Source organism: Streptomyces sp. NPDC001922 (genome assembly GCF_042891165.1).
GTDB lineage: Bacteria > Actinomycetota > Actinomycetes > Streptomycetales > Streptomycetaceae > Streptomyces.
This window is the reverse complement of sequence record NZ_JBIASV010000019.1, coordinates 26,560-52,466: the sequence shown is the minus strand read 5'-3', so window position 1 is coordinate 52,466 and position 25,907 is coordinate 26,560. Positions and strand designations below refer to the sequence as shown.

17 protein-coding genes are annotated in these 25,907 nt (G+C 74.5%); 11 read left to right on the top strand and 6 right to left on the bottom strand.

Going from position 1 to position 25,907, the window contains the following annotated elements; genetic code table 11:
• The first annotated feature begins 109 nt into the window (after positions 1-109).
• Positions 110-610: a hypothetical protein gene (locus ACFYYR_RS29660; protein ID WP_388860298.1), complete on the top strand. Its 501-nt coding sequence runs from the start codon at positions 110-112 to the stop codon at positions 608-610.
• Positions 611-779: 169 nt separating this feature from the next.
• On the opposite strand, the gene ACFYYR_RS29655 is transcribed toward ACFYYR_RS29660, so the two are convergent.
• Together ACFYYR_RS29655 and ACFYYR_RS29650 are read right to left on the bottom strand one after the other, a co-directional pair.
• Positions 780-2,783: an N-acetylmuramoyl-L-alanine amidase gene (locus tag ACFYYR_RS29655; RefSeq protein ID WP_388860295.1), complete on the bottom strand. Its 2,004-nt coding sequence runs from the start codon at positions 2,781-2,783 to the stop codon at positions 780-782.
• A gap of 461 nt (positions 2,784-3,244) precedes the next feature.
• Positions 3,245-4,363, bottom strand: coding sequence for an aminoglycoside phosphotransferase family protein (locus ACFYYR_RS29650; protein ID WP_388860292.1), 1,119 nt, complete (start codon positions 4,361-4,363; stop codon positions 3,245-3,247).
• 232 nt (positions 4,364-4,595) lie between these two features.
• On the opposite strand from ACFYYR_RS29650, the gene ACFYYR_RS29645 reads away from it, so the two are divergent.
• Positions 4,596-6,065: a hypothetical protein gene (locus tag ACFYYR_RS29645; protein WP_388860289.1), complete on the top strand. Its 1,470-nt coding sequence runs from the start codon at positions 4,596-4,598 to the stop codon at positions 6,063-6,065.
• A 206-nt stretch (positions 6,066-6,271) separates the two neighbouring features.
• Here ACFYYR_RS29645 and ACFYYR_RS29640 read toward each other — a convergent pair whose 3' ends face one another.
• Positions 6,272-7,738, bottom strand: a complete 1,467-nt coding sequence (locus ACFYYR_RS29640; RefSeq protein ID WP_388860286.1) for a PP2C family protein-serine/threonine phosphatase — start codon at positions 7,736-7,738, stop codon at positions 6,272-6,274.
• Positions 7,739-8,051: 313 nt separating this feature from the next.
• On the opposite strand from ACFYYR_RS29640, the gene ACFYYR_RS29635 reads away from it, so the two are divergent.
• The 6 genes from ACFYYR_RS29635 to ACFYYR_RS29610 all read left to right on the top strand — a co-directional run bounded on the left by ACFYYR_RS29635 (position 8,052) and on the right by ACFYYR_RS29610 (position 19,517).
• Positions 8,052-9,479: a HEAT repeat domain-containing protein gene (locus tag ACFYYR_RS29635; protein WP_388860283.1), complete on the top strand. Its 1,428-nt coding sequence runs from the start codon at positions 8,052-8,054 to the stop codon at positions 9,477-9,479.
• A gap of 100 nt (positions 9,480-9,579) precedes the next feature.
• A complete protein-coding gene (locus ACFYYR_RS29630; protein WP_388860280.1) occupies positions 9,580-10,716 on the top strand; it encodes a glycosyltransferase family 4 protein in 1,137 nt (378 codons plus the stop codon).
• 8 nt (positions 10,717-10,724) lie between these two features.
• Positions 10,725-11,900 (top strand): glycosyltransferase, encoded by a 1,176-nt coding sequence (locus tag ACFYYR_RS29625; protein ID WP_388860277.1) that lies wholly within the window; start codon positions 10,725-10,727, stop codon positions 11,898-11,900.
• A 214-nt stretch (positions 11,901-12,114) separates the two neighbouring features.
• Positions 12,115-13,638: a hypothetical protein gene (locus ACFYYR_RS29620; RefSeq protein ID WP_351506886.1), complete on the top strand. Its 1,524-nt coding sequence runs from the start codon at positions 12,115-12,117 to the stop codon at positions 13,636-13,638.
• A 46-nt stretch (positions 13,639-13,684) separates the two neighbouring features.
• Positions 13,685-14,650 (top strand): hypothetical protein, encoded by a 966-nt coding sequence (locus tag ACFYYR_RS29615; RefSeq protein ID WP_388860274.1) that lies wholly within the window; start codon positions 13,685-13,687, stop codon positions 14,648-14,650.
• Between the two features lie 49 nt (positions 14,651-14,699).
• Complete coding sequence (locus ACFYYR_RS29610) at positions 14,700-19,517, top strand: hypothetical protein (protein WP_388860271.1); 4,818 nt, start codon at positions 14,700-14,702, stop codon at positions 19,515-19,517.
• A gap of 22 nt (positions 19,518-19,539) precedes the next feature.
• Here the strand turns inward: ACFYYR_RS29610 and ACFYYR_RS29605 are convergent, their stop codons facing one another.
• From ACFYYR_RS29605 to ACFYYR_RS29595, 3 genes are all read right to left on the bottom strand, one after another.
• Positions 19,540-20,190 carry a hypothetical protein gene (locus ACFYYR_RS29605; protein ID WP_388860268.1) on the bottom strand — a complete coding sequence of 217 codons (651 nt, stop codon included), beginning with the start codon at positions 20,188-20,190 and terminating at the stop codon, positions 19,540-19,542.
• Between the two features lie 2 nt (positions 20,191-20,192).
• Complete coding sequence (locus ACFYYR_RS29600; protein WP_388860265.1) at positions 20,193-21,353, bottom strand: L-histidine N(alpha)-methyltransferase; 1,161 nt, start codon at positions 21,351-21,353, stop codon at positions 20,193-20,195.
• 124 nt (positions 21,354-21,477) lie between these two features.
• Positions 21,478-21,960 carry a hypothetical protein gene (locus ACFYYR_RS29595; protein ID WP_388860262.1) on the bottom strand — a complete coding sequence of 161 codons (483 nt, stop codon included), beginning with the start codon at positions 21,958-21,960 and terminating at the stop codon, positions 21,478-21,480.
• A gap of 402 nt (positions 21,961-22,362) precedes the next feature.
• On the opposite strand from ACFYYR_RS29595, the gene ACFYYR_RS29590 reads away from it, so the two are divergent.
• From ACFYYR_RS29590 to ACFYYR_RS29580, 3 genes are read left to right on the top strand one after another with little or no spacing between them, the layout of a single operon-like run.
• Positions 22,363-24,936 carry a nitrate- and nitrite sensing domain-containing protein gene (locus tag ACFYYR_RS29590; RefSeq protein ID WP_388860259.1) on the top strand — a complete coding sequence of 858 codons (2,574 nt, stop codon included), beginning with the start codon at positions 22,363-22,365 and terminating at the stop codon, positions 24,934-24,936.
• Positions 24,933-25,373, top strand: a complete 441-nt coding sequence (locus ACFYYR_RS29585) for a roadblock/LC7 domain-containing protein (protein ID WP_351506873.1) — start codon at positions 24,933-24,935, stop codon at positions 25,371-25,373. The genes ACFYYR_RS29590 and ACFYYR_RS29585 overlap by 4 nt, the downstream gene beginning before the upstream one ends.
• Before the next feature lie 31 nt (positions 25,374-25,404).
• Positions 25,405-25,818: a DUF742 domain-containing protein gene (locus tag ACFYYR_RS29580; RefSeq protein WP_388860255.1), complete on the top strand. Its 414-nt coding sequence runs from the start codon at positions 25,405-25,407 to the stop codon at positions 25,816-25,818.
• The last annotated feature ends 89 nt before the right edge of the window (positions 25,819-25,907 follow it).

The following is a 25,907-nucleotide window of genomic DNA, read 5'->3' as shown; positions in this document are numbered from 1 at the left end:
GCACCGGGCCGGTCGACCGCCGGTGCGCGCTCCCCGGAGCACCACGGCACGCTCCCGGCGGCGCCCCGGTGCGGATCGCGCTCGGTCGGCGGGCACGTACCATGTCGGCATGTCCTTCCTCCGCCGCCGCAGCGCAGCCACGCCCACCGGGCCGGACTTCGATGTCCTCGCGATGGATCCCAGTGACTGGCCGGGCAACCTCGGCGCGGGCCTGCTGCCTGCCCCGGACGGCAGCTGCCAGGGCGTCTTCCTCCGCTACGACCTGTTCGGCGGCCGCGGCCCGGCGATGATCATCGGCAATCTGCCCGAGGGCTCCCCGGCCCGTGAACTCGGTGAGGACCAGGCCCCCTTCGAGGTGGCCCAGCTCCTCGCCGCCCTGGGCAACGAGGAGCCGGTGCACGTCGTCGAGACCGAGGACACCCCGGTCATGCACGAGGACAACCTGCTGATCGTGCGGCGGATCAAGCTCTCGGAGAGCCGGATCTCCTGCGCCCAGTTCGACCGCAGCGACGGCGTGCTCGTCACCATCGCCAGCTGGGACCGACCGATCACCGACGACCTGTACCAGCTGCTCAAGCCGCTGCCCGCGGAGATGTTCCAGCAGAGCTGACCGCCCGGCCGTCCACGCGGAGCGGGGCAAGGGCCGTCACACGGAGCCGGCCCCGGCCGTCCGCGCCGAGCCCACAGCGGTGCCGCCGCCCCGCTGGTGGCGGAGCGGTGGCACGGACGATGCAGGCCGTCTCCCGGGTGGGCCGCACCCGAGCCCGCCGGAGCCGGATCTACTGGTCCGACTGGCGCACGGTCACGTCCTCGGCCTTCACGAACGCCACCCGGTGGCCGGCCTGGATCTGGTAGTACTTCTGCTTCCCCCGGACCACCCGGTGGCCCTTGGTGTCGAAGGTCGGCGCGTAGTAGTACTCACCGGTGATCTTCGGGCCCACGGCGTACTTCTCGCCGGCCCCCAGCTTGTACGGCAGCGGGGACAGCGGCTGGACGGGGATGTCCTTCGGGTAGGCGGCCGCCTCCGGGTACGCGCGCCCGAAGACCTCGACGGTCTTCCGGCCCGCCTTCGGGGTGGCGACCCGGCCCTTGGCGTTCACCGCGGTCGGTTGCTTGGCCGGGTTGTGGAACCAGGCCTTCTGTCCCAGGTACCAGACCGCCGTCCAGTCGCCCTTCCGCTCGGCGACCGCGAACTGCTGGCCGGTGGAGGCCCGCGCACCGAGATCGTTGACCCCGGTCGTCGAGTCGTCACCGTTCGGCGGATGCAGCCCGATGTCCTTGACCAGCGGCGCGTCCGCCCGCGGCGCGGTGTGCAGCCGGACGGCGCCGGAGCCGTGCGACGGGCACTTCTCCTTGCTGTCCTTCTTGCAGCCGGTGTAGACGGGCTTGTTCCGGGCGTAGTCGGGCCGGATCGTCACCAGACCGCCCTTCGCGTCCGCGGTCGACCGCAGCGGGGCGCCCAGCAGCTCGAAGTAGTGTGCCCAGTCCCAGTAGGGACCGGGGTCGGTGTGCATCCCGGGAATCGTCGCCGCCGTCGTGCCCGGGACGTTGTCGTGGCCCAGGATGTGCTGCCGGTCCAGCGGGATGTCGAATCGTTTCGCCAGATGCTGCACCAGCCGGGCCGAGGCGCGGTACATCGCCTCCGTGTACCAGGCGTCCGGCGCGGTGAGGAAGCCTTCGTGCTCCAGCCCGATGGACTTGGAGTTCACGAACCAGTTCCCCGAGTGCCAGGCGACGTCCTTGAGCGGAACGTGCTGGGCGACATGGCCGTCCGAGGACCGCAGGCTGTACTGCCAGGAGACGTACGTCGGATCCTTGATCAGATCGATCGTCACGTCCCACGGACCCTCGGTGTCGTGCACGATGATGTACTCGATCTTCTGGCTGCGGGGCCGGTCGGCCTTGTCGTGGTTGCCGTAGTCCCGCTCGCTCCCCTCGCCGAACTCCTTGTACGGAGCCGGAATCCACTCGCACGCCACCGCGGCCGGACACTCCGCCTTGCCCGCGGCCGTGGCCCGCAGACCCAGCCGCGGTGCCTGCTCGGTGGCCGGCTCCAGCCCGGGCGCACCGGGCAGCGCGACCGCCTGCCCGCTGTCGGTGGTGCGGCGCTCGCCGTGCCGGATCACCTCGAACACATCGTCGGCGTAGCCGGCCGCCGTGGCACGGTCGTCGGCGCCGGAGTACCGGGCCACGGCCGCGTACCACTGCGCAGGATCAGCGCTGAGCGGCAGACCGAGCGACTCCTGGGCGGCCGCGAGCAGCGCCGCGCCACCGCTGATGTTGGCCGCGTCGTCCTCCCGGAGCCGGTGCGGGGCGAGATCCGTCAGCTCGGCGGCCCGCTGGAGCGTCCGCAGCCGGGCCGGCACCTCCGACGGCTCCGGAACCTCGGCCGGCTGCTCGGGAACGGCCCGGCGCGACCGGGAACCGTCCCCGCGCGGATCCTCCTCGCCACCGTGCGCCAGGGGAGGGGCCTCCGCCAGCGCGGTCCGGGCGTCCGTCAGATGCATGGGGCCGTAGCCGGCGGAGACCGACGGCTCCCCGTGGTGGCTGTCCCACCGGGACTGCAGATAGGAGACCCCGAGCAGCACACTCCGGGGCACCTGGTACCGCTGCGCCGCGTCGGTGAACGCCTGCTCGAGTGAGTACGGGTCGGGCCGGGCGGCGGTGGCGGACGGCGCGGCCGCGACCAGGGGGATCAGCAGAGCGGCGCCGGCTGTCGCGACGACCGCCCGCCCCCCGAGCCGCCGGGTGCTTCTCGCGCCTTCGTGAGCGGATCCTCGCATGCAGCAGCCTCCTCGGGCTGGACCGTGCCAGGTGATGCGCAGACGGGATGGGGATGGCGTGGAACCCGACTACAGCTATCGCTAGTCAGACGATCCGTCAATCACGCTGCGGCGGAGGAGTGTGCACGTCATGGAGGTGGCGCCAGGGGCACGGAACACAAGGCCGAGAGGCTGTTGCGGGCCTGCGGAGTGGACCGGGGCGGGCCGCGGAGCGCCAGGTAATTTCGACCGATCGGCCCAGAGGGTTCACCCCGCGCCCATACGTCGCGTCCTCGGAGCACGCTGGATCCGTGGGGCGGGGTTAGGGCCTGGGGACGGTGTCGGGTGCGGGGTGCGGGATACAGGGGGCAGGGTTTCGGAGCGGGGAACGTGGTCCCGGAGTGGGGGGGGGGGGGGGGCCCCCGGGGGGGGGGGCCCCCCCCCCCCCCCCCCCCCCCCCGCCCCCCCCCCCCCCACTCCGGTCAGCGCGTGCCGACCGCCGCCCGTACGGCCCGGCGGGCCATGGCGCAGTCGTCGTGCAGCCGGCGGAGCAGCAGCCGCTGCTCCTCACCTGTCGCGCCGGCAGCCTGCATGGCCGGCGCCGGGTCGCGCATGGTCCGCTGCACGGCGGTCTCGTAGGTGCGGATCTCCCGCGTCAGCACCAGCATCAGATTCACCAGGAAGGCGTCCCGAGCGGCCGGGCCGGCGGCCTGGGCCAGCTGGCTGATCTGCCGACGGGCGACCGGTGCGTCACCGAGGACCGACCAGAGCGTCGCCAGGTCGTAGCCCGGGAGATACCAGCCGGCGTGCTCCCAGTCGACGAGGACGGCGCCCGCGGGGGACAGCAGCACATTGGAGAGCTGCGCGTCGCCGTGGCAGAACTGCGACGGGATGTGCTTCCCGGCGCCGTGCGCCAGCCCGTGCAGCAGCTTCTGCAGGTCGCCCATGTCGCGGTCGGTGAGCAGCCCCAGCTCGTGGTACCGCGTCATCCGGCTGGCGTAGTCGACCGGGGCCTCGAACAGGCCGGCCGGGGGCCGCCACTGGTTGACGCGACAGATCGCGCCCAGCGCCGCCCGTACGTCGGCGCGCGGCGGTGTCTCGGCCGGGTGCCTTTGCAGGGACGCCACCCGCCCGGGCATGCGCTCGATCACCAGCGTGCAGTTGTCCGGGTCCGCCGCGATCAGCCGGGGCACCCGCACGGGCGGGCGGTGCCGGACGAACGCGCGGTATGCCGCTATTTCCTGCCGGAAGCGCTCCGCCCAGGCGGGGGAGTGGTCGAGTAAGCACTTGGCGACGGCGCTGCTGCGGCCCGTCGTCCCGACCAGAAGTACGGACCGCCCGCTGCGCCGGAGCACCTGCACCGGATTGAACTCCGGACAGATGCGGTGCACCGCAGCGATCACCGTGCGCAGCTGAGCGCCCTGGGGGCCGGACAAGTCGATTCTCCCGCTGAGCGGTTGGGTGCCCAGCCCCGGCGCCCGCCGTGGCCGACCGCCGCCGACCGTCGCGGCGTGGGCCGGGTCGAGATACGGCCCGCTGCCGGTCGGCTGCGGGCGGTAGGGGCGGGGCGGGGCGGACACGGAGGACGATGCTGCGTACATGGGCGTGACAGATCCCTTCGTGTGCCGACGATGTGTTGCGCTCCCGGCCCCGAGGGCGGCCGGCACCCTGGGGAATGCGGGCCGCCCGCCAGGCCGGGGAGGCGCGTTCCTACAGGACACCCGGCCGCGGGTGGCACACCATCTGGCGCACCCTGGCGAACCCTGGCGAATAGTCGCCCGGCCCATGACGGCCGGTTACTGTCAACTCAGCCGAGGAACCTGGGGGCTTGACGTGACCAAGGAACCCAACACCCGACTCGCGGACCTGTTCGGCCTGGCCGGCTGGTCCAAGGGGGAGCTCGCGAGGCTGGTGAACCGGCATGCGGCGGCCATGGGCCATCCGCAGCTGGCCACCGACACCTCGCGGGTGCGGCGTTGGATCGACACCGGCGAAGTGCCGCGCGATCCCGTGCCGAAGGTATTGGCATCCCTGTTCACCGAGCGACTCGGTCGTGTCGTGACCATCGAGGATCTCGGGCTCGACCGACAGGGACGCGCAGGGAAACGGCAGTCCGCCGAGGGACTGCCGTGGGCGCCCGAACGGACCGCCGCGGTCCTCACCGAATTCACGGGAATGGACCTCATGCTCAACCGACGCGGCTTGGTGGGCGCGGGCGCCGCGCTCGCCGCAGGCTCAGCACTCACCGGCGCCATGCACGACTGGCTCCACACCGACCCGTCCCTCGCCGCCGACGGCGTCCGGGGCGGCACGTCCACTGTCGATCCGGCGGCCTTCGACCGGTACGAGGCGGCCCCCGTGGGGTCGCAGGAGATCGAGGCGCTGGAGCACTCGGTCGAAGTCTTCCGGGCCTGGGACGCCGCCCGGGGCGGCGGACTGCAGCGCAAGGCGGTGGTCGGCCAGCTCAACGAGGTGGGCGGCATGCTCGCCTACCGGCACCCCGACCATCTCCAGCGCCGGCTGTGGGGGGTGGCGGCCAATCTCGCCGTCCTCGCCGGCTGGATGTCCCACGACGTGGGTCTGGAACCCACGGCGCAGAAGTACTTCGTGATCGCGGCCCACGCCGCCCGCGAGGGCGGCGACCGGCCGCGGGCGGGCGAGGCGCTCTCCCGCGCCGCCCGGCAGATGGTGCACCTGGGCCGGCCGGACGACGCCCTGGATCTGATGAAGCTGGCCAAGTCCGGCTCCGGGGAGGAGACTCTCCCGCGCACCCGCGCGATGCTGCACACCATCGAGGCGTGGGCCCAGGCGTCGATGGGGCGCGGTCAGGCCATGCGCCGCACGCTGGGCGAGGCCGAGGAGCTCTTCGTCTCGGACAAGGGCGATGTCCCGGCGCCGAGTTGGATGCAGATGTTCGACGAGGCGGACCTCCACGGCATGCAGGCACTCGCCTTCCGCACCTTCGCCGAGCACGACCCATCCGCCGCCGTCATCGCCCAGCGGCACGCCAAGGAGGCGCTGCGGCTGCGGGAGAACGGCCGCCAGCGGTCGAAGATCTTCGACTACATCTCCCTCGCCTCGGCCTGCTTCATCGCCGACGACCCGGAACAGGCCGACCGCTACGCCCGGCTCGCGCTGGTGTCGATGGGGGAGACCTCCTCGCACCGCACCTGGGACCGGCTCCGCGAGATGTACCGGCTGACCGGGCAGTACGCCGGATACGGCAGGATCGAGGACCTGCGCGAGGAGATCCAGCAGGCCTTGCCGAAGGGCCCCGCCAAGGGCAGGAGCTCGACGGTGTGACGGGGCCCGCTCGGGACGGCGGGGCTCCCGTCCCTGATGCCCCCTGACGCGACGACAGCTCGGTAACAGACGCTTGAGCTTCAGAGACCCCCTTGAACTTCAGAGACCGAGGCTTCGCCGAGCTCCGGAGGAGGTCTCTGTCGCGGAGGTCGGTGCGGTAGAGGGCGTTGGGAAGGACATCGGCGCTGTGGTCGCCGGTGCCGGTGCTACGCGTCGATCCGGGCGATCATCACGCATGCGTCGTCCTCACGGTCCGTCTCACCGAACTCCTCGGCCACGATCCGCACGCACTCCTGCGCGCTGCGGGCGGCCGAGAGCCGGGGGCCGAGGGCCAGCAGCCGCTGGACCGCCGCGTCGCCGTCCGGGCCGGTGGGGTCGGAGAAGGAGGGTGCGAGGCCGCCGGTGTGCAGGACCAGCACGTCACCGGGGGCGAGCTGTTCCTCGGCCTGCCCGTACGAGGCTCCGGAGGTGGCGCCGAGGAGGACTCCGTCCGGCTGCGGCAGGGGGCGCCCCACCCCGTCGCGGAACAGCAGTGGTGCGGAGTGTCCCGCCTGCGACCAGGACAGAGCGCCGCTGCGGGAGTCGTAGCGGCAGCAGAGGGCGCTGCCCAGAGCGGGCTGGGCCGAGGCGTCGAGCAGCTGGTTGAGCCAGCCCATCAGCGCTCCGGGCGCCACGCCCGCGACCGCCATACCGCGCAGCGCGCCGAGCAGCATGGCCATCCCGGAGGTGGCGGCCACACCGTGTCCGGTGAGGTCTCCGACGCTGAGCAGGGTCTGCCCGTCGGGCAGGTGCAGGGCGTCGTACCAGTTGCCGCCGATGAGGGCGCCGGTGCCGGAGGGGAGGTAGTGGGCGGCCAGGTCGAGCGAGGCCTGACCGCCCTGCGGGAACCGCAGGGAGCCGCGCCAGGGAGGCAGCACGGCTTCCTGCAGCTCGACCGCAAGCCGGCGCTCGGTCTGCGCGATGTGCCGCTGGCGCTGCAGCGAGTCACGGGTCTCGCGCACCGCCCGCTGGCTGCGTCGCAGTTCGCTGACGTCGCGCAGCACGGCCCACATGGAGGCCGTGCAGCCGTCGGCGTCGAGCACCGGCTCGCCCATCATGTGGAGAGTGCGGACGGAGCCGTCGGCACGCACGATGCGGAACTCGCCGTCGATGGGCTTCCCGTCCACCAGGCAGTCCGTGACCATGGCGGTCAACAGCCCCTGGTCCTCCGCGAACAGCCAGGACGGCAGCTCGTCGAGGGAGAGCGGGCCGTCCTCGGGGGTGCGCCCGAAGATCCGGAACAGCTCGTCCGACCAGTCCACTTCGTCGGTGAGCAGATTCCACTCGGCGCTGCCCACCCGGCTGAGCAGGGAACCCCGCTCGGCGGGGGACGGCGCCCCGGCGGGCGGCGCGGGGACGACGGTGTCCGGCGCGGCATCGGCGGGGACGAGGTCGGGCGGCAGTCCCTCGCGCAGCTGCCCGAGCTGCTGGCCCAGGTCGTCGAGGTGGTGCACCGCGAGGTCGCAGAGCGCCCGCTGCCAGCGGAACCGGGGATCGTCCTCGGCCGATGCGGTGTCCCGCCGTACGGCGTCGACGCCTCCGCGTAAGCGGCGGGTCTGGGAGATGAGGGCGTCCACCGCGCCGCGCTCCGGCGGCTGAGCGGCTGGACGGTCCGCGAACGAGTGGGGCGGCATCACGTACTCCGATATAAGCGCGGCCGAGTCTGAGGGAAGGCCGGTTACGACTGTTGCACAGGGAGCGACGGCCCGTAAGGGATTTGGCAACACCCGATTCGGTGGTGCTTCCGGCATATGCCAGGGGCCTTGAAGGGCGGTTTCTCCGGTTCGTCGCCCCGGCTCGGCGGAATCATACGGTCCGGGTAGGCTGCGGCGCTCGGGTACGGAAATCCGCGCTGCTCATCAGGCGTAGATCCCGTGGTCACCGGCAAGAATGCCGGTCGGCGGAAATCCCGTTGCCAGCGAACCCACCGCACCGGATGCTGACCTCATGTTCGATCCAGACATAGCGCCCAGTGGCACCCTCCTCGGCCTCCTGCAGCGAGGCCGCGGCGACGGGACTCTGCATGCCCTCGCGGCGCCGCGGGCCGAGGCGCTCGCCGCGCTGCACCACTGTGTGCTGCACGACCCCCGGCACGACTGGCAGATCGAGAACCGCTCCCTCTACTACGCGCGGCTCCACCTCGAGCTCGACGGCGGGCTCGACCCGATCGAACAGCATCTGTTCCATCCCGACGACCTGGTGGACGGCTCCGAACAGCGCACCGGGCTCGCCCTCGCCGTCCTCGGCCACCTCGCCAGCTACGGGCGCACGGACGCCCTGCTGCTCCTCCGCCGCTACGCCGTCGCCGGCAGCAACTGGGCCTGGGCCCTGGACGAGCTGGCCCTCCGCGACGAGGACGACGCGCTGAAGGCCCTCGGCCGGGCGGTCGTCGCCCGGTTCCCCCGCACCCCGGAGGGCGAGGCGGACCTCGCCGCGGCCGTCCGGGACGCCTTCGAGCCCCGGCCGTGGCGGCTGTGGGCGGACGACCAGGACGACCCGGACACCGCGGCCCGGGTGCGCGCCGCCCGGGAACAGGGCAGCTTCGACCGCTGGCAGCGGCAGCTCAGGCCGAGCGGACCGCGGCCCGGGTGGAGCGTCGGGGAAGTCCTGGACTGGGCGCAGCAGGGTCTCGACCAGCACCCCTCCCAGCCGCGCCACGCGGCTGCCGCCCGCTGCATGACCGCCGTGGCCGGCCCCGAGGACCGCCCGGAGATCGTCGAAGCCGCCCGCTCGGGCCCGGACGGGGCCCGCTGCACCGCCCTGCGCCACCTCGCGGAACAGCAGGACCCCGAGGCCCTCGACCTGCTGGACGCCGCCGCGGCGAGCCCGTCGGCCGTCGTGGCGGAGGTCGCCATCGCCTCCTTCGAACGCATGCGCAGCACGGCCGCGCTGGAACGGGCCCGTGGCTGGGCCCGCCGGCCGGACGCGGTGGGCCGGGCGGCGGCGGGGATGCTCGCCTGCCGGGGCGGCCGTCAGGACTCCGAGCTCGTGCTCGCCGCCCTGCGCACGACCGTCCGCACCGAGGGCGCGGACGCCGCCGAGCTGTGGACGCTGGTCGACGGCGCCGGCCGGCTGTCGATCGCCTGCGCCGCCCCCGTGTTGCGCCACATCTACCGCGAGACCTCCTCCTCGCAGCTGCGCGGGCGCGCGGCCCGTGCGCTGGCCGCCACCGACCCGTCGTTCGCCGCGGGCTTCGCCGTGGAGTGCCTGTGGGACTGCGAGGAGACCACCCGCGAGCTGGCGGCCCGGCACGCCGCGATCGGCGACACCCGCGTCGTCGACCAGCTCCGCCGGCTCGCCGCGGACCCGGCGGAGGAGGCGGAGGTCCAGACGGCCGTCCGCAGCCGGTTCGGGCCGGACATGCCCGCCGTGTGACGCCTGCGGGCGGCATGGCCGCGCAAACGCTCATGGGACGTTCCCCCGGCGGAAAGGTGCCCGTGGCCGGGGGCACGTCCCGGCGGCCGACAACACCCGTATGCGTGTCGTCATCGTCACCGAGTCCTTTCCCCCCGATGTCAACGGCGTGGCCCACTGCGCCCTGCAGACCGCCCGGCACCTCGTCCGGCGCGGTCACGAACCCCTGGTGATCGCGCCGGCCGGGCCGCACGACGGCCCGGCCGTCCCCGACATCTCCGCCGCCGATCCCTGCCCGGTGGTCCGGGTGCCCTCGCTGCCGCTCCCCGGCTATCCCCAGGTGCGGGTGGCGCTGCCCAGCCGGCGGGTCGCCGCCTCACTGGCCGCGCACCGCGCCGACCTCGTGCACCTGGCCGGCCCCTTCGTCCTCGGGGTCCGCGGGATGACCGCCGCCGCACGTCTCGGCATCCCCGCCGTCGCCGTCTACCAGACGGATCTCGGCGGCTACGCCCGCACCTACGTCGGCGCCGGTGAGAACGCCGCATGGCGGCGGATACGCTCCGTGCACACCGCCGCCGACCGCACCCTCGCCCCGTCCTCGGCGGCCGTCCGCGACCTCGTGGAGCACGGCGTTCCGCGGGTGCGGCTCTGGCCCCGGGGCGTGGACACCGAGCGGTTCCGCCCCGCGCTGCGCGACCCCGGACTGCGCCGTTCCCTCGCCCCGGGCGGCGAACTGCTCGTCGGCTACGTCGGCCGCCTCGCGCCCGAGAAGCAGGTGGACCTGCTGGCGGGGACCGCCCTGCTCCCGGGGGTGCGGCTGGTCGTCGTCGGGGACGGCCCCAGCGCCCCGGGACTCCGCGCGGCGCTGCCCGGAGCCCGCTTCCTCGGCCGTCGCACCGGCAGTGAACTCGCGCGCATCTTCGCCTCGCTGGACCTGTTCGTGCACACCGGGCCGTACGAGACGTTCTGCCAGACGGTGCAGGAGGCGATGGCCAGCGGGGTTCCCGTGGTCGCGCCGGCGGCCGGCGGGCCCCTCGACCTGGTCGACCACGGCCGCACGGGGCTGCTCGTGCCGCCGCGGGACGCCGCCGCCCTGACCCGCGCCGTCCGGTCCCTGCTGGTCGATCCGGAGCGGCGGGCCCGGTTCGGGCGGGCCGGCCGCGCGGCTGTGGCGGAGCGCACCTGGGAGTCGGTCGGCGACCGGCTCCTCGGCCACTACGCCGAGATCCTCACGGCCCGGACGGCGGTGGCGGCATGACCGGCGCCATGACACGTGAGGGGCCGCTGCGGATCGTCCGGCTGGCCAACTTCGTCACCCCCTCCTCCGGCGGACTGCGCACCGCACTGGCCGAACTGGGCGCGGGCTACCGGGCGGCGGGGCATGAGCCCGTCCTGGTCGTCCCCGGTGAGTCCTGCCGCGACGAACGGACCGGCCAGGGGCGGGTGATCACGCTTCCGGGCACCCCGCTCCCGGCCACCGGGGGCTACCGGGTGCTGGCCGACCGCCGCCGGACCGCCCGGCTGCTGGAGAGCCTCGCCCCCGACCGGCTGGAGGTGTCGGACCGCACCACCCTGCGCTGGACGGGGGAGTGGGCCCGGCGTGCCCGCGTCCCCGCCGTGATGGTCTCCCACGAGTCGGTGGACGGCGTTCTGGGCACCTGGGGCGTTCCGGACGGCGCGGCACGGAAGGTGGCGGACCGGCTCAACCGGCGCACCGCGCTGTCCTATTCGCGGGTCGTCTGCACCACCGCGTGGGCGGAGCGCGAGTTCACCAGGATCGGCGCCCGTAATGTCGTACGCGCTCCTTTGGGGGTCGACCTCGACCGGCGCCGGCCCGGCCTCGGCGGAGCCGCGCTGCGCGCCCGCTGGGCAGCCCCCGGCGAGACGCTGCTCGCCCTCTGCTCCCGGCTGTCCGTCGAGAAGGGGGCGGGGACGGCGCTGGACGCGCTCGCCGCTCTCCGCCGCCGCGGGGAACCGGCCGTCCTGGTGGTCGCCGGGGACGGCCCGCTGCGCTCCCGGCTGGCCGAACGAGCCCGCGCGGAACGGCTCCCCGTCACCTTCCTCGGCCATCTCGCCGACCCCGATGAGGTGGCCGCGCTCCAGGCCACCGCCGACCTCTGCCTCGCCCCCGGCCCCGTGGAGACCTTCGGTCTCGCCGCGCTGGAAGCGCTGGCCTGCGGTACTCCGGTGGTGGCGCACGCCGGTTCCGCGCTCCCCGCGATCGTCGGTGCGGGCGGGGCGGTCGCGGCCGGTGACGGCGCGGCGTTCGCCGACGCGGCGCGGGCGCTGCTGGCCCGGCCGGAGGCGGCGCGGCGGGCGGCGGCCCGGGCCCGCGCCGAACGGTTCGGCTGGGCACCGGCCGTCGAGGCGTTCCTCGCCGCGCACGGTGCCGAGGTCCTGACGGCGGCCACCCGGCCGTGGCCCCGGGGCGCCGCCGCGTGAGCCGTTCCGTCCCCGGCGTCACGGCCGTGCGGCCCGCAACCGGAAGGTGTCCCGCTTCGCCCGTGAACTGATCGACTCTGCATAAGATGTGCTGTTTCATGGTGACCTTTGGTGGGATCGGGTAACCCCAACGGGCCGCACCGGCAGCGCGAACGGGCCCGCCCCATCCGCGCCGTTTCGGTCGTTGTCGGTCCGAGGATCTACTCTGTCCGTCGTGACTTCGCACGCCTCGGAACTCGCTCCGTCCCAGCTCAGCGCGGGGACCCGTGCTGCCCCGGGGCCCGCCGCCGACGAGGGGCTGGCCCGGCGGCTGCGCGCGCTCGCCTGCACCGCGCCGCTGCACGACCTCGACGTGCGCAAGGCCAACCTCGCCGGGGCGTACACGGTCTACGCGATGGCCGAGGTCGCACTCGCCGCCATCGATCTCGTCACGCTCAACATGGACTTCGACACCGGTGCCGACCACGAGCAGATAGTGGCCAGGCTGCTGCCGCGGGTCGCGGCCCAGGCACCGGAGCGTCCCGCGGGCGAGCACGAGCGGGTCGCCCGCTGGGTGCTGGAGAACCTCATCAACGTCGGCAGCGTGGACCGCGGATTCCGCGCCGTCTACGGCACGTTCGGCCCGGACGGCGCCTACGTCCGGCGCGACTACGACTTCAAGCTGGTCGAGGAGGTGCCCGGGCCCGGCGGCAGCGTGTACCTGCGCACCACCGACGAAGCCGTCAACGTCCTGGTCGGCGCCCTCGACACCGATGTGACCAGCGCCCAGATCGCCGCCGAGGTGAAGCTGGAGGTGCTGATCAGCCGCGGCCGGCTCGCCGACGCGCAACTCGCCGCCGAACAGGCCCGCTACCGCACGGTCCAGTACGCCGAGACGCTCCGCCGGACCCTCGACGCCACCCGGCGCAACGTCCGCGCCGTCGACTGGCTGCGCACCGTCCCCGACATGATCGCCGAGGCGCTCGACCACGTCGCGGACCGCTACCGTCACGAGAACGCCATCCTCACCAACATCCGCCGTGCCCGCGACGAAGCGGAGGAGCCGGAGCACAAGCGCCGGGCCGCCGAGCTGGTGGACATCGTCAAGGACTGCATCCGCCGCCACACCCAGCTCCAGTCGAGGCTGCTGGAGGCCGGGCCGCTGTTCCGCGCCGAGCAGGACCGGCAGGCGTTCGCCGCCCCCGCGGCCCGCGCCGGCCTCGACCTCTACGGGCAGCTGGTGGCCCCCGTGCTGCCCCTGGCGGTCGAGCGGGCGACCCGGGTCACCGACGCCTTCTTCGCCCGGGGAACCGGTCTGCGCACCCCGTCGGCCGTACGCCTCGGCGACCTGGTGGACCTGCTGTTCACCCCGCCCGTCGAACGCGACCACCTGGGCGCCGAGATGCCGGAGCCCGACCTGGTCGCGACGCCCGACGACAGCCGGTTCAGCGAGGAGCAGCTCGCCCGGGCCATGGAACTCCTCGACCTCCCGGCCGACGCCCCGCGGCGCCTCTCCGGGCTGCTCGCCGACGCCCGCCGCCGGGACCCCGAACTCCCGTACCTCGTGGCGCTGCTCGCCGTGCACGCCGCCAGCCCCCCGGTCGGCACCGCCTACCGGCAGGGCGAGCAGCGGCTGCTGTTCGCCGTCGACGACGGCACCGACCTCGACGACCCGGAGTTCGGCGGCGCCGACCTCATCGTCGGCACCGCCCTCCTCGACGCGGCCGGGATGGCCGCGGACCGTACGGAGGCGGCGTGACCGTCCCGTCCCCCGACCCCGCCGCCCACCGCAAGGAGCAGCAGCCGTGACCACGTACCGCCCCGACGGCGGCCCGCCCGGCGAACCCGCCAAGGCCGGAGCCGACTTCACCCGTGGCACGGAGGCCGCAGCCGAGGGGTCCCCGCCCGCCGGGGCGCAGGCGCCCTCCGCGGCCCGCGCACCCGCGTCCGGATGCACCCCGGCCGATGCCGCCGACGCCGCGCGGCTCGTCGCCTTCGGGCTGCAGCCCAAGCTGCAGCCCGCCCGCGACGCCGACTACACCGAGCTGCTGCGCCGGCACCGCGACGACCCGGCCTTCGCGCGGCTCGCCGACGCCGTCGCCACCGGGCTGGGGCTGGTGGTCCTGGAGGTGTCCACCCGCGCCGGCATGGCCGTGGCCGCCGCCGAGGACTCCGTCTTCGCGGTCCGCATGGGCGACTACGCCCGCCGCGCGTCCTCGGACTCCGCCGACCGGTTCCTGCACGGGCTCGCGCATCTCGCGGTCGCCGCCATGGCCTTTCCCCGCCCCGAGGACCTCGCCGACGACGGCTACATCGGCCGGATCACCGTCAACGGGGTCGAGGCCTTCGTCCGCCAGGCCTGCCGCCGGCTCGAGGAGCGCGCCGACGAGCAGGGCGAGAACACCGACCCCACCAGCGGCGCCCCCGGCCTGGAGGCCGCCTGGCGCGTCTACGCCCGGCGCAGCGCCACCGGGGCCACCAAGGACGCGCGCCGGCTCGCCGGTTCGACCACCGGCATCGTCGGCAAGGCCGTCGCCTTCCTCACCGACTCGGGCTTCCTGCAGCGCACCGGGGACGACGCCGGCGGCGCCTACCGCACCACCGCCCGCTACCAGTTGCAGGTCCGCGACCTCGCGGGCAGCGCCGCCATGGCCGAACTCCTGGAGCTCGGTGTGGTCCCGCTGAGCGACGGCACCGCCACCCTGCTCCCGCCGGACGACACCGACGACCTCGACCTGGCGGCCGACGCGGGCCTGCCGTTCCACTCCTGACCGCTCCACGCCACCCCACCACCCACCAGCACACCAACGAGAGTCCGCCATGTACGAGCTGTCCCGGGTCCGCCTCTACTCCATCGGGCCTGCCGGTGCGCGCTACGCCGACACCGTGCTCGACCTGCGCGGTGTCGGCGAGCCGGTGAGCCGCCCGGCACCCACCCAGGCGGACTTCTTCGAGGACGAGCCCACCGGCCCGCCGCGCCGCCCGGCCCCCGCGGGCGTGCTCTTCCTGGAGAACGGCGGCGGCAAGTCCGTCCTCCTCAAGCTCATCTTCTCGGTCATGCTGCCCGGCCACCGCAACACCCTCGGCGGCGCGAGCTCCGGTGTGCTGCGGAAGTTCCTGCTGGCGGACGACTGCGGGCACGTCGCCCTGGAGTGGCAGCACACGGTCACCGGCGAGTCCGTGGTCGTCGGCAAGGTCAGCGAGTGGCGGGGCCGCCAGGTCTCGAACGACCCCCGGAAGTTCGCCGAGGCCTGGTACTCCTTCCGGCCCGGCCCCGGGATGAGCCTGGACTCGCTGCCGGTCGCGGAGTCCGCGACGGTGCGCGCCCCGGCCGAGGGCGCCTCCGGGGCCCGGGGCCGGCGGCGCACGATGAAGGGCTTCCGGGACGCCGTCACCGAGGCCGGCAAGGCGTACCCCAACCTGGACGTCGTCTGGGAGGAGATCCACGAACGCTGGAACGAGCACCTCGGTGACCTCGGCCTCGACCCGGAACTCTTCCGCTACCAGCGGGAGATGAACGCCGACGAGGGCGAGGCGGCGGGCCTCTTCGCCGTCAAGAACGACTCGGACTTCACCGATCTGCTGCTGCGCGCCGTCACCGACACCCGCGACACCGACGGGCTCGCCGACCTCGTCCACGGCTTCGCGCACAAGCTCGGCCGGCGTGCCGAGCTGATGGCCGAACGTGACTTCACCGCCGGTTCCGTGGACCTGCTCGGCCGCATCGTCGACGCCACCGCGGAACGCGAGCGGGCCCGCGAGGTGCACACCGGCGCGGAGCGCCGCACCCGGACGCTCGCCCGCCGGCTGTCCGTCCGGGCCCGCCTGGAGCGGGGCCGCGCCGCGGACCTCACCCGGCAGGTCACCGACGCGGCGCAGACCGTCGCGGACGCCGAGGAGGCCCGCGCCCACAGTTCGCTCATCGGGGCCGAACTCGCCTACCGGCACGCCTCGCTGGCCCTGTCCGCCGCGGAGAAGGCCGCGGCTGCCCAGCGCCGCGAGCTCGGCGACGCCCGTACCCTGCTCTCCGCCTGGCAGGCCGCCGAGGCGGTGCTCCGCCACCGGGCCGCCGCCGACCGCTCCGCCCGGGTCGCCGTCGCGATCCGGGAGGCCGAGCGGGACGCCGCGCCCGCGCTCGCCGCCCGCGCGACGGCCGCCGCCGACCTGGTACGCGCCCTGCAGGCCGCCGCGGAGGACGGCGAACGGCTCGCCCAGGAGGAAGAAGAGCGCTCCGCCGCCCTCCAGGAGGCGGGAGAGGCGGCACACCGCGACGCCACGGCCGCCGCCACCGGGGCCCAGCGTGCCCGCAGCGAGACCGAGCACCTGCGCCAGCGGCTCGCCGAGGTCGAACAGGAGACCGCGGAGGCCGTCCGGGCGGGCTGGCTCGACGACACCACGCCGGACGCCGACCCGGCCCGGGCCGCGCTCGCCGCCAGCGATGCCGAGAAGACCGCGGTCGCCGCCTGGGAGACGGCCCGCGCGACCGCCGGGAGCACCGCCGAGCGGGCCAAGGACACCGCGGCCGCGGAGTCCCGCGCCGAACTCGCCGCCGCCCGCGCCGTGGACGCCGCGCAGGCCGCCGAGTCCCGCTACGACGCCGAGCGCCGCCAGGCGGAGTCCATCGGCGCCGACCCGCGGCTGGCCGAACTGCTCAGCCTGCCGCACGTCTCGGTGCCCGGCATCCCCCGGCCCCGCCGGAGCACACCCGCCCCCGGGGAGGCGCATCCGGGTGCCGCGGCGGACCCGTCGGCCGGTGCCGCGGAGTCCGGCGACGCCGGAGCCACGGCCGGTCCGCTCACCGCCGAGGACGTGGACCGCGGCGCCGACGGCCTCCGCGAGATGCTGGAGGAGAACATCGCCTCCGCCGAGCGGCAGCTCTTCGACCTGCGCACCGCCGCCGCGGACGACGCCCGGATCCTCGGGGCGCTCGGCGACGGCGGGCTGCTCCCGCCGGGGCCCGACGTCCTGGCGGCGGTGGAGTTCCTCGGCGAACACGGCATTCCGGCGCTCCCCGGCTGGCGCTACCTCGCCCAGGCCGTCGACCCGGCCGACCACGCCACCGTGGTCGCGGCCCGCCCCGAACTCGTCGACGGCGTCGTCATCACCGACCCCGCCACCCACGCCCGCGCCCGCGACGTGCTCGCCGGGGCGGCGCTGCTGCCCCGGTCCACCGTCGCCGTCGGCACCGCGGCCGCCCTGCTGGCGCCCGCCCCCGCACCCGGCGCGGACAGCGGCTCCGAGGTGTTCCTCGTCCCGCCCAACCCGGCCATGCACGACGAGCGCGCCGCCGACGACGAACGGCAGGCGCTGCGGGCCCGCGCGACGGCCCGCGAGGAGGAGATCCGGCAGCTCGCCGCCCGGCTCTCCGGCGACCGCGCCCTGGCCGCCCGGATCGTCTCCTGGCGCACCGGCTGCCCGGCCGGCCGGCTCGCCGAACTCGCCGACGCCGCCCGCACCGCACGGGAGGCCGCCGACACCGCGCGCCAGGGGCTGGCCACGGCCCGGGCGGCCCGTACCGAAGCCGACGAGGCCGCCGCCGAGGCGGCCCGGGCCCGGGACGAACGGCAGGAGGCCGCCCAGCGCGCCCGCCGCGCCGCCGACATCCTCGCCGGGCTGGCACACCGGCTCCGGGAGCGGGCCGGCTGGCAGAGCCGGGTCCGCGAACTCACCGAGGAGGCGGCCGAGTCCGAGGCCCGGGCCACCGCCTGTCTGGACCGGGCCCGGGCGGCGGACGAGGACCGCCGCGCCGCCCAGCGCGCCGCCGACGACGCCCGGCGCACCGCCCGCGCCCTGCGCGCCGAGCGGGCCGAGATCGCGGGCGCCCCCGACGACATCGGCGAGGACACCGCGCAGTCCCGGGCCGCGCTGCCCGCGCTGCGCGAGGCGTACCGCGCGGCCTCGCAGCTCTACGAGAAGGTCGGTGTCGGCGCCGACCTCCGCGCCGAGCAGGCCCGGGCCGAGAGCGACGAGAGCGCCGCCCGCGCCGAACTCGACCGGCTCACCAACAAGGTGCGCAACCGCGCCGCCCAGCTCCTGGAGGGCACCGACGGGGCCGACGGCCCCTCCCGCCAGGCCGCCGCGGCCCGCGCCGAGTCGCTCGTCCAGAAGCTGGAGTCGCGGGCCTCGTCCGCCAGTGAGCAGCTGGGCCGGCTGCGGGGCGACGCCGAACGCCTCGCGCCCGAGGACGGGGAGGCCCACACCGAGCTGCCCGAGGAGCTGGTGCCGGCCGACGCCGAGCAGGCCCAGACCCTGCTGCGCACCGCCACCGGCGAACTCGCCGCCCGTACCGACGCCTGGGAGACGGCCCGGGCCCGGCACACCGAACTGCTGCACGCCCACCGGACGGCCGAGGACGCCGCCGGCGGCTTCGAGGAGACCGCCGCGCTGCTGCGGGACCTGCTTCGCGACCCGGTGCCCACCGCCGACCAGGGGGACGGCGCCGAGCAGGAGCCCGAGGCGTACCCCGGCGGGCTCGACGAGGCCCGGCAGGCCGCCGCCGAGGCCCGCCGCTCGCTGCGCGGCTGCGCCACCGATCTCTCGGCCGCCGAGTCGACCGTGCGGGAGGCCTCGGACGTCCTGGTCCGGCACGCCAACTCCAGCCGCTACGAACAGGTCCGGACCCCGGCCCGGCAGCAGATCCGGGAGCTGCCGGCCTCCGCGCTCCCCGAGCACGCGGCGGCCTGGGCCGACGCGTTCGCGCCCCGGCTGCGGGTCCTCACCGACGAGCTGGAGCAGCTGGAGCGCAACCGCGACAGCATCGTCGACCGGCTCCGCGGGCTCGTGGAGTCCTCGCTGGCCACGCTCCGCTCCGCCCAGCGGCTCTCCCGGCTCCCGGAGGGCCTGGGGGAGTGGTCGGGCCAGGAGTTCCTGCGCATCCGGTTCGACGACCCGGACCACGCCACGCTCACCGAGAGGCTCGGCGAGGTCATCGACGAGGCGACCCGGGCCGCCGTGCGGAAGAACTCCGACCTGCGCCGGGACGGCATGTCGCTGCTGCTGCGCGGGGTCGCCGCGGCACTGCAGCCCCGCGGCATCGCCGTCGAGATCCTCAAGCCCGACGCGGTGCTGCGCGCCGAGCGGGTGCCGGTGGGGCAGATGGGCGACGTGTTCTCCGGCGGACAGCTGCTCACCGCGGCCATCGCCCTGTACTGCACCATGGCGGCGCTGCGCAGCAACGACCGCGGGCGGGACCGGCACCGGCACGCGGGCACGCTGTTCCTGGACAACCCGATCGGCCGGGCCAACGCCACCTACCTGCTGGAGCTCCAGCGGGCCGTGGCCGACGCGCTCGGGGTCCAGCTGCTCTACACCACGGGCCTGTTCGACACCACGGCCCTCGCCGAGTTCCCGCTCGTCATCCGGCTGCGGAACGACGCGGACCTGCGGGCCGGGCTGAAGTACATCAGCGTGGAGGAGCACCTGCGTCCCGGTCTGCCGCAGCAGAACGCGGGGGAGGAGACGGTGCACGGGGAGATCACCGCGACCCGGATGTACAAGCGCCCGCCGGCCCAGGAGACAGCACCGGCCCAGGAGACAGCGTCGGCCCAGGAGCCACCCGAGGTCCAGGAGACTGCGCCGGCCCAGGAGGCAACGGCTGCCCGGAAGGCACCTGCGGCTCAGGAGACGGCGGCGGAGTGAGGCCGCTCCGTCCGGCGCCGGTTCACTCCTCGGCGCCGGACGCAGCGCGCAGCTCCCGCAGGCGCTCGGCCACGCCGTCCTCCCGCCCGTACCGGCGCCGCAGCAGCTCCTCGATCCGGTCCCGGATGGCCCGGGCCCGGTGCAGATGGCCGTTCTCCCGGCGCAGGTCGCGGTCCACGCGCAGCAGTTCGGCGCTGTTGGCCTCCACGACGAAGCTCCGCAGCTCGGCGAGGTCCAGCCGGCGGTTGAGCTCGTGGACGGTGTCGCGCCACTCGTGCAGCAGGCCCACCAGCTCGCTGTGGCCGGGTTCGGCCAGCACCCCCGACACCAGCGCCGCATCCGTCGCCGAGAGCACCGGGCGCGGGAAGACCCGGTGCACCGGACGCGCGGGGTCGAGCGGCCCGAACCGCGGGTCGGCCAGGATCCCGGTGTTCTTCACCAGTTCGTCGGTGACGGCGTCCAGGGCCTGCCGCTCCCGCTCCTGGGCCGCCGCCCGGCGCTCGGCGAACACCCCGCTGATGGCTGCCACCAGTGCCAGCGTCTGGATCAGCGGCTCCCACTTCTGCCGGAACGGCGCGGCGGCCAGCCAGCTCACGCAGACGCCCAGGGCGAGCGCGAGCGCGCCGAAGGTCAGCACCGACCAGCCGGACCGCCGCATCGGACGGAGCGCCACGGTCAGCCGAACGGGTTCGGGGCGGGCGGCCGGTGCGATCCGTTCGGGGCGGGCGGAGAACCGGCCTGGAGCAGCACCAGATCCATCCCGAACCTCGGCTCCCCGATCGCCGCGTTGAACCCGGAGCGGGTGCGCCCCACCTCCACGGCCCCGGCGTCCGCGAGCATCTTCTCCAGCCCGGCCGGTGAGTACTTCCGGGTGATCAGCAACCGGATGGTGTCCTCGTCCGGGAACTCGACGCTGCTGCGGTCCGGGAGGGTGAGCCGCACCTGGCCGCCCGTGCGGTTCCGGTAGACCACCTTCACCAGCAGGGCACGGTCCTCCTCCACGACCGCCCCGAAGGACACGCTGTCCATGTCGATCCGCAGGTCCGTGTACTGCATGACGGCGCTGGTCACGAACTCGCCGAAGCGCGGGCTCGCCCGGTACTCGCGCGCCGCCGCCCGGGCGCCGGCCTCGTCCAGCTGCTCGGTGCTGGCCACTTCCAGCATGAAGCGGTCCTGCGGGCGCAGCAACTGCCCCATCAGCAGGGCCAGCAGCGCGGTGTCGTCCTCGAAGTTGGCGAGGGTGTTGCCGAGGAGTGAGTAGACCACCGGCTCGTCGCCCACCAGCCGCTCCACCAGCCGGCGCAGCCCCAGGACGTTCCGGGCGGAGGAGAAGTCGAGCTGGACGGGGACCACGCTGCCCGCCGGGATGTCCAGATTGCGCAGCGCCTCCCGCTGGCCGAGCCGCAGCATCTCCGGGCTGACGTCCACGGGTATGTAGCGGAGTTCGGGATGGCCGCGGCGCAGCCGCTCCAGCACGGCGTGGTCCTTGTGCCCGGTACCGGTGCCCAGGCTCACGTAGTGGAAGCGCTGTCCCTCCAGCGCGGTGCCGATCCGCTGCCACCGGCGGGTGAAGGACTCGATGCTCTCCCGCATCACCGGATAGAAGAGGTCGGAACAGGCGTGCACCCACGCCACGGTCGACTCCACGCCCCAGTACGAGAAGCCGGAGGAGATGCGCTTCCCGTCGCCCGTGCGCGAGAACGGTGCCCGCAGTTCACCCGTCAACTGGGAGAACTTCTGGGACTGGTCCTCGCCCACCATGCACAGGGTCCAGGAGAACCCCGGATCGGTGAGCGCTCCTTCGAGCCGTTGGACTGCCGGTTCCCGCAAGGCCATGGACGGCGCACCCCCCGCTGTGTGGTCCGACCCGTGTCATCCGAACGGACGGTGCGGTCACGGCCGTTGCCGTGTGCACCGTCCGTTTCCGAACCTACACGTTCGCGCCCGGTGAGGGGATGGATCAGGCCTGCGAGAGCCGCCGCCGGTCGGCGGGCCGGGACCGGGACCTGGCGGCCGTGCGGGCCGCGCGCCGGGCACGGCGCCGCTCGCGCCGCAGTGCCCGTGCCGTGCTGCTGGGCGCGGAGACCACGCCGTACCGCTGGTTCCACACCTGCCGGGTCACCCAGACATCGACGACGCTCCAGGTGGCGACGACGGTGCCGCCCACCGTGGCGAGCACGGCGGGGAAGGCGAACCACGACCCGGCCAGGGTGCACAGAAACGCGATCATGGCCAGAATCAGGGTGACCGAGCCGATGATGACCGCCCGCACCGCGGATGTCCGGACCGGATCGGGGAGCCGGGGCCGGGGCGCTGACTCCACCGTCCACAGCGGACGGTGGCCGCCGTCCTGACGGGTCTCGGCGGCAGTGGTGCGATGCGGTGCCTCACCGGAGGGCTCGGCGGTGTGCGCGGACGCTGGGCGACGTCGTTGGGTGTCCATCTGACCTTCACTCCCCCCACGTGGCGGACTGCTCGACGGCCGGGTGCGAGGTTCCCCGGCTCCGGGGCGGGTGCCCGGCAGGCGCCGTTCGAAAAGCGGGGTGATCGGGAAATCCCGTCCCATCCCCACTCAGGATCACGAACGCCGGAGGCGGGAGGTTCCACCGAGGCGGAACTTTTCAGCCAAATACCCGGTCGAACTGTGGCGATCCCCCTGGGTGGCGTGAGCCACAGCGAGGGAGGTGATGTCCGGGAATCGCCCGGACAACTGCGGACGCAACGCCTGCGCGTACAGCCATGGGCGTACGGACTGGTCTTCGAGTTGTCCCCGTCCAGTAGTAGGCTCGCGCCGTTTATTGACGGAACACCACCCCCGCGAACCGGGGTTGACATAGGGGAGGCCATGCGCTTTCGCGGGAAGTCCATCCGCAGGAAGATCGTGGGGCTGCTTCTGGTACCGCTGGTGTCCCTCACCTCCATCTGGTCCTTCGCCGTGGTCATCACCGGCCGGGAGGCGCAGCGGCTGCTGGACTTCGCCGCACTCGTCGAGTCGGTCGGCTATCCGGCCGAGAACACCGTCCACATGCTCCAGGACGAGCGCCGGCAGGCCCTGGTCCACCTCGCCGACCCCCGCAGCTCGGACGGGCTCGCCCGGCTGCACCGCCGGGAACGCGCCACCGACGCCGTCGTGGAGCGGCTGCGCGCCAGCGCCGCCGACCAGGAGATGCACGACGACGGACAGGCGGACGAGCAGCTCACCACCCTCCTGGACGGCCTGGACGGCCTCGACTCCCTGCGCCGCAAGGTCGAGGAGGGCACGGTCTCCCGCAACTACGCGTTCGCCGCGTACAACGCGCTGATCGACCCCACCTACGACTTCCTCGCGGCCGTGCACGCGCTCGAGGACGTCCAGATGGACAAGCAGGCCCGCGCGCTGATCGGCGTCACCCGCGCCCGCGAGGCGGTCTCCCGCGAGGACGCGCTGTTCGCCTCCGCGCTGGCCGCCGGGCATCTCAGCCGCCACGACCTGCGGCTCTTCTCCGACCGGGTCGCCGACCGCAAGCTGCTGTACTCCACCAGCCTGCCGGTGCTCCCCGCCGAGGAGAGCGCCGTCTACGCGAAGTACTGGAACAGCCCCGACACCGTCGATCTGCGGTCCGCCGAGGAGCGGATCCTCTCCGCGGGGCCCGGCCGGGCGGCCCTGGACACCACTGACGCCGCACGCTGGCAGGCCGCCGTCGGCACGGTCCTCGCGGACCTCGACCGGATGAACACCGCCGCCGGACACCGCTATCAGGACCGGGTCGAACCCGTCGCCATCGGCGTGCTCGTCAAGGCCGGTGTCGCGGGCGTCCTGGGATTCGCCGCCGTCCTGGTCTCCCTCGTCGTCTCCGTCCGCATCGGCCGCGGCCTGGTCCGCGACCTGACCCGGCTGCGCAAGGAGGCCCACGAGGCCTCCGGCGTACGGCTGCCGAGCGTGATGCGCCGGCTGGCCGCCGGGGAGCAGATCGACGTGGAGACCGAGGCGCCCCGCCTGGAGTACGGCCCCGACGAGACGGGTCAGGTCGGCCAGGCCCTCAACACCCTCCAGCGGGCCGCCGTGGAGGCCGCCGTCAAGCAGGCGGAGCTGCGCCGCGGCGTCTCCGAGGTCTTCGTCAACCTGGCCCGCCGCAGCCAGGTCCTGCTGCACCGGCAGCTCAGTCTCCTCGACACCATGGAACGCCGCACCGAGGACACCGACGAGCTGGCCGACCTCTTCCGGCTCGACCACCTCACCACCCGGATGCGGCGGCACGCCGAGGGCCTGGTGATCCTCTCCGGGGCGGCGCCGTCCCGGCAGTGGCGCAAGCCCGTCCAGCTGATGGACGTCGTCCGCGCGGCCGTCGCCGAGGTGGAGGACTACGAACGCGTCGAGGTGCGGCGGCTGCCGCGGCTCGCCGTCACCGGGACCGCCGTCGCCGACCTCACCCACCTGGTGGCCGAACTCCTGGAGAACGCCACGGTGTTCTCGCCGCCGCACACCGCGGTCCAGGTGCACGGGGAGCGGGTGGCGAACGGCTTCACGCTGGAGATCCACGACCGTGGCCTCGGGATGACCGCCGAAGCGCTGCTCGACGCCAATCTGCGGCTCGCCGAGACCCCCGAGTTCGAGCTCTCCGACACCGACCGGCTCGGCCTGTTCGTGGTCAGCCGGCTCGCCCGCCGCCAGGGGGTCCGGGTGTCGCTGCAGACCTCTCCGTACGGCGGCACCACCGCCGTCGTCTTCATCCCCGCCCCGCTCCTCACCGACCCGGCCGGGGACGGCGGCCCGGACGCGGCCGGCCGGACGGGCGACCGGGAGTCGGCGGGCAGCCGGGTGGTGGCGCTGGCCACGGCCCCGGTGTCGCTGCCGCCGGCCCGGCGGGGTCAGACGCCGGTCCTCGACGGACCGGTCGAACTCGAGGCGCCGCTGGGGTCCCTGGAGGAGGACGAGGAAGGGCTGGCCTTCCACCGGGGCCCGGCCGCCGAGGAGGAGCACCAGCAGGCCCACGACAGCGGCCCCGACGACCACCGGGCCGCCCCCGGCCGGTCCGCGGAGCCGCAGCACGACCGGGCCCCCCTGCCCCGCCGCCGCTCACCCGTCCTGGTCTCCGACCGTGGCCGGCGGGTGGAGGGGCGGGGAGAGCGCGGGACCGCCCGGCCGGAGGAGAGGACGCGCCCCGAGACGGCGGACGGTGCCGGGCAGGCCGGAGGGGGACTGCCCCGCAGGGTGCGGCAGGCCAGCCTCGCCCCGCAGCTCAGGACCGTCCCGCCGCCGCGGGGCAGCAAGGACGACGCGCCCGCCGGAACCGAACCCGAGCGGGACGCCGAGGAAGTGAGGGCCAGGATGGCCTCGCTTCAGCGGGGGTGGCAGCGGGGCCGTGCGCAGAACGGCGAGTACACGGCCCCCGCCGAGGACGCAGCACCAGGAACGAGAACTGAGGGAGACGGTCGATGACCGCACCGAACGCCACGGCACACAACGGTTCGAGCGGCGGGGCAGGTGAGCTCAACTGGCTTCTCGACGAACTCGTCGGACGCGTGCGCAGCATCCGCAAGGCGCTGGTGCTGTCCAGTGACGGCCTGGCCACCGGCTCGTCGCAGGACCTGACCCGCGAGGACGGCGAGCACCTGGCCGCGGTCGCGTCCGGCTTCCACAGCCTCGCCAAGGGCGTGGGCCGCCACTTCGACGCGGGCCGGGTGCGGCAGACCGTGGTGGAGCTGGACGACGCGTTCCTGTTCGTCACCGCCGCCGGGGACGGCAGCTGCCTGGCGGTGCTGGCCGACGCCGACTCCGACGTCGGCCAGGTGGCGTACGAGATGACACTGATGGTGAAGCGCGTGGGCGTGCACCTGGGCAGCGCGCCGAGGTCCGGTCCCGGCGCCGGAGGGTGACGGGACGTCTTGAGTGGAGACGGGGGGTCTCATGAACGGAGAGAGTCAGGACGCGGCACGGTGGTTCGACGACGCGGCGGGACCGGTCGTCCGGCCCTACGCCATGACCCGCGGCCGGACCCGCGGCGGGACCGATGACCTGGACCTGATCGCCGTGGTGGTCGTGCAGAGCAGCGCGCAGGACCCGGACGGCAGCGCGTCGGCCGAGGCCGCGGACCGGACACTGTCGCCCGAACACCTCGACATCGTCGACCGGTGCCGCGAGGAACCGCAGTCCGTCGCGGAGCTGGCGACCGGACTCGACCTCCCGGTCGGGGTGGTCCGGGTGTTCATCGGCGACCTGATCGACGCCGATCTGGTGCGGATCTCCCGTCCGGTGCCTCCCGCGGACCTCCCCGACGAGGAGATCCTGCGCGAGGTGATCACCGGTCTCCGGGCGCTCTGAGCACGTCCCGTCGCCTGCGGCAGCCGGTCCCGGCCGGGACCGGCCGCCGCAGACCTGGAGGAGGCCACGACGCCGCCGGCGTCGTGGCC

Coding starts and splice junctions, on each gene's coding strand:
- ACFYYR_RS29660 (WP_388860298.1), top strand. CDS start 110: ATGTCCTTCCTCCGCCGCCGCAGCGCAGCCACGCCCACCGGGCCGGAC.
- ACFYYR_RS29655 (WP_388860295.1), bottom strand. CDS start 2,783: ATGCGAGGATCCGCTCACGAAGGCGCGAGAAGCACCCGGCGGCTCGGG.
- ACFYYR_RS29650 (WP_388860292.1), bottom strand. CDS start 4,363: ATGTACGCAGCATCGTCCTCCGTGTCCGCCCCGCCCCGCCCCTACCGC.
- ACFYYR_RS29640 (WP_388860286.1), bottom strand. CDS start 7,738: ATGCCGCCCCACTCGTTCGCGGACCGTCCAGCCGCTCAGCCGCCGGAG.
- ACFYYR_RS29635 (WP_388860283.1), top strand. CDS start 8,052: ATGTTCGATCCAGACATAGCGCCCAGTGGCACCCTCCTCGGCCTCCTG.
- ACFYYR_RS29630 (WP_388860280.1), top strand. CDS start 9,580: ATGCGTGTCGTCATCGTCACCGAGTCCTTTCCCCCCGATGTCAACGGC.
- ACFYYR_RS29625 (WP_388860277.1), top strand. CDS start 10,725: ATGACACGTGAGGGGCCGCTGCGGATCGTCCGGCTGGCCAACTTCGTC.
- ACFYYR_RS29610 (WP_388860271.1), top strand. CDS start 14,700: ATGTACGAGCTGTCCCGGGTCCGCCTCTACTCCATCGGGCCTGCCGGT.
- ACFYYR_RS29600 (WP_388860265.1), bottom strand. CDS start 21,353: ATGGCCTTGCGGGAACCGGCAGTCCAACGGCTCGAAGGAGCGCTCACC.
- ACFYYR_RS29595 (WP_388860262.1), bottom strand. CDS start 21,960: ATGGACACCCAACGACGTCGCCCAGCGTCCGCGCACACCGCCGAGCCC.
- ACFYYR_RS29590 (WP_388860259.1), top strand. CDS start 22,363: ATGCGCTTTCGCGGGAAGTCCATCCGCAGGAAGATCGTGGGGCTGCTT.
- ACFYYR_RS29585 (WP_351506873.1), top strand. CDS start 24,933: ATGACCGCACCGAACGCCACGGCACACAACGGTTCGAGCGGCGGGGCA.
- ACFYYR_RS29580 (WP_388860255.1), top strand. CDS start 25,405: ATGAACGGAGAGAGTCAGGACGCGGCACGGTGGTTCGACGACGCGGCG.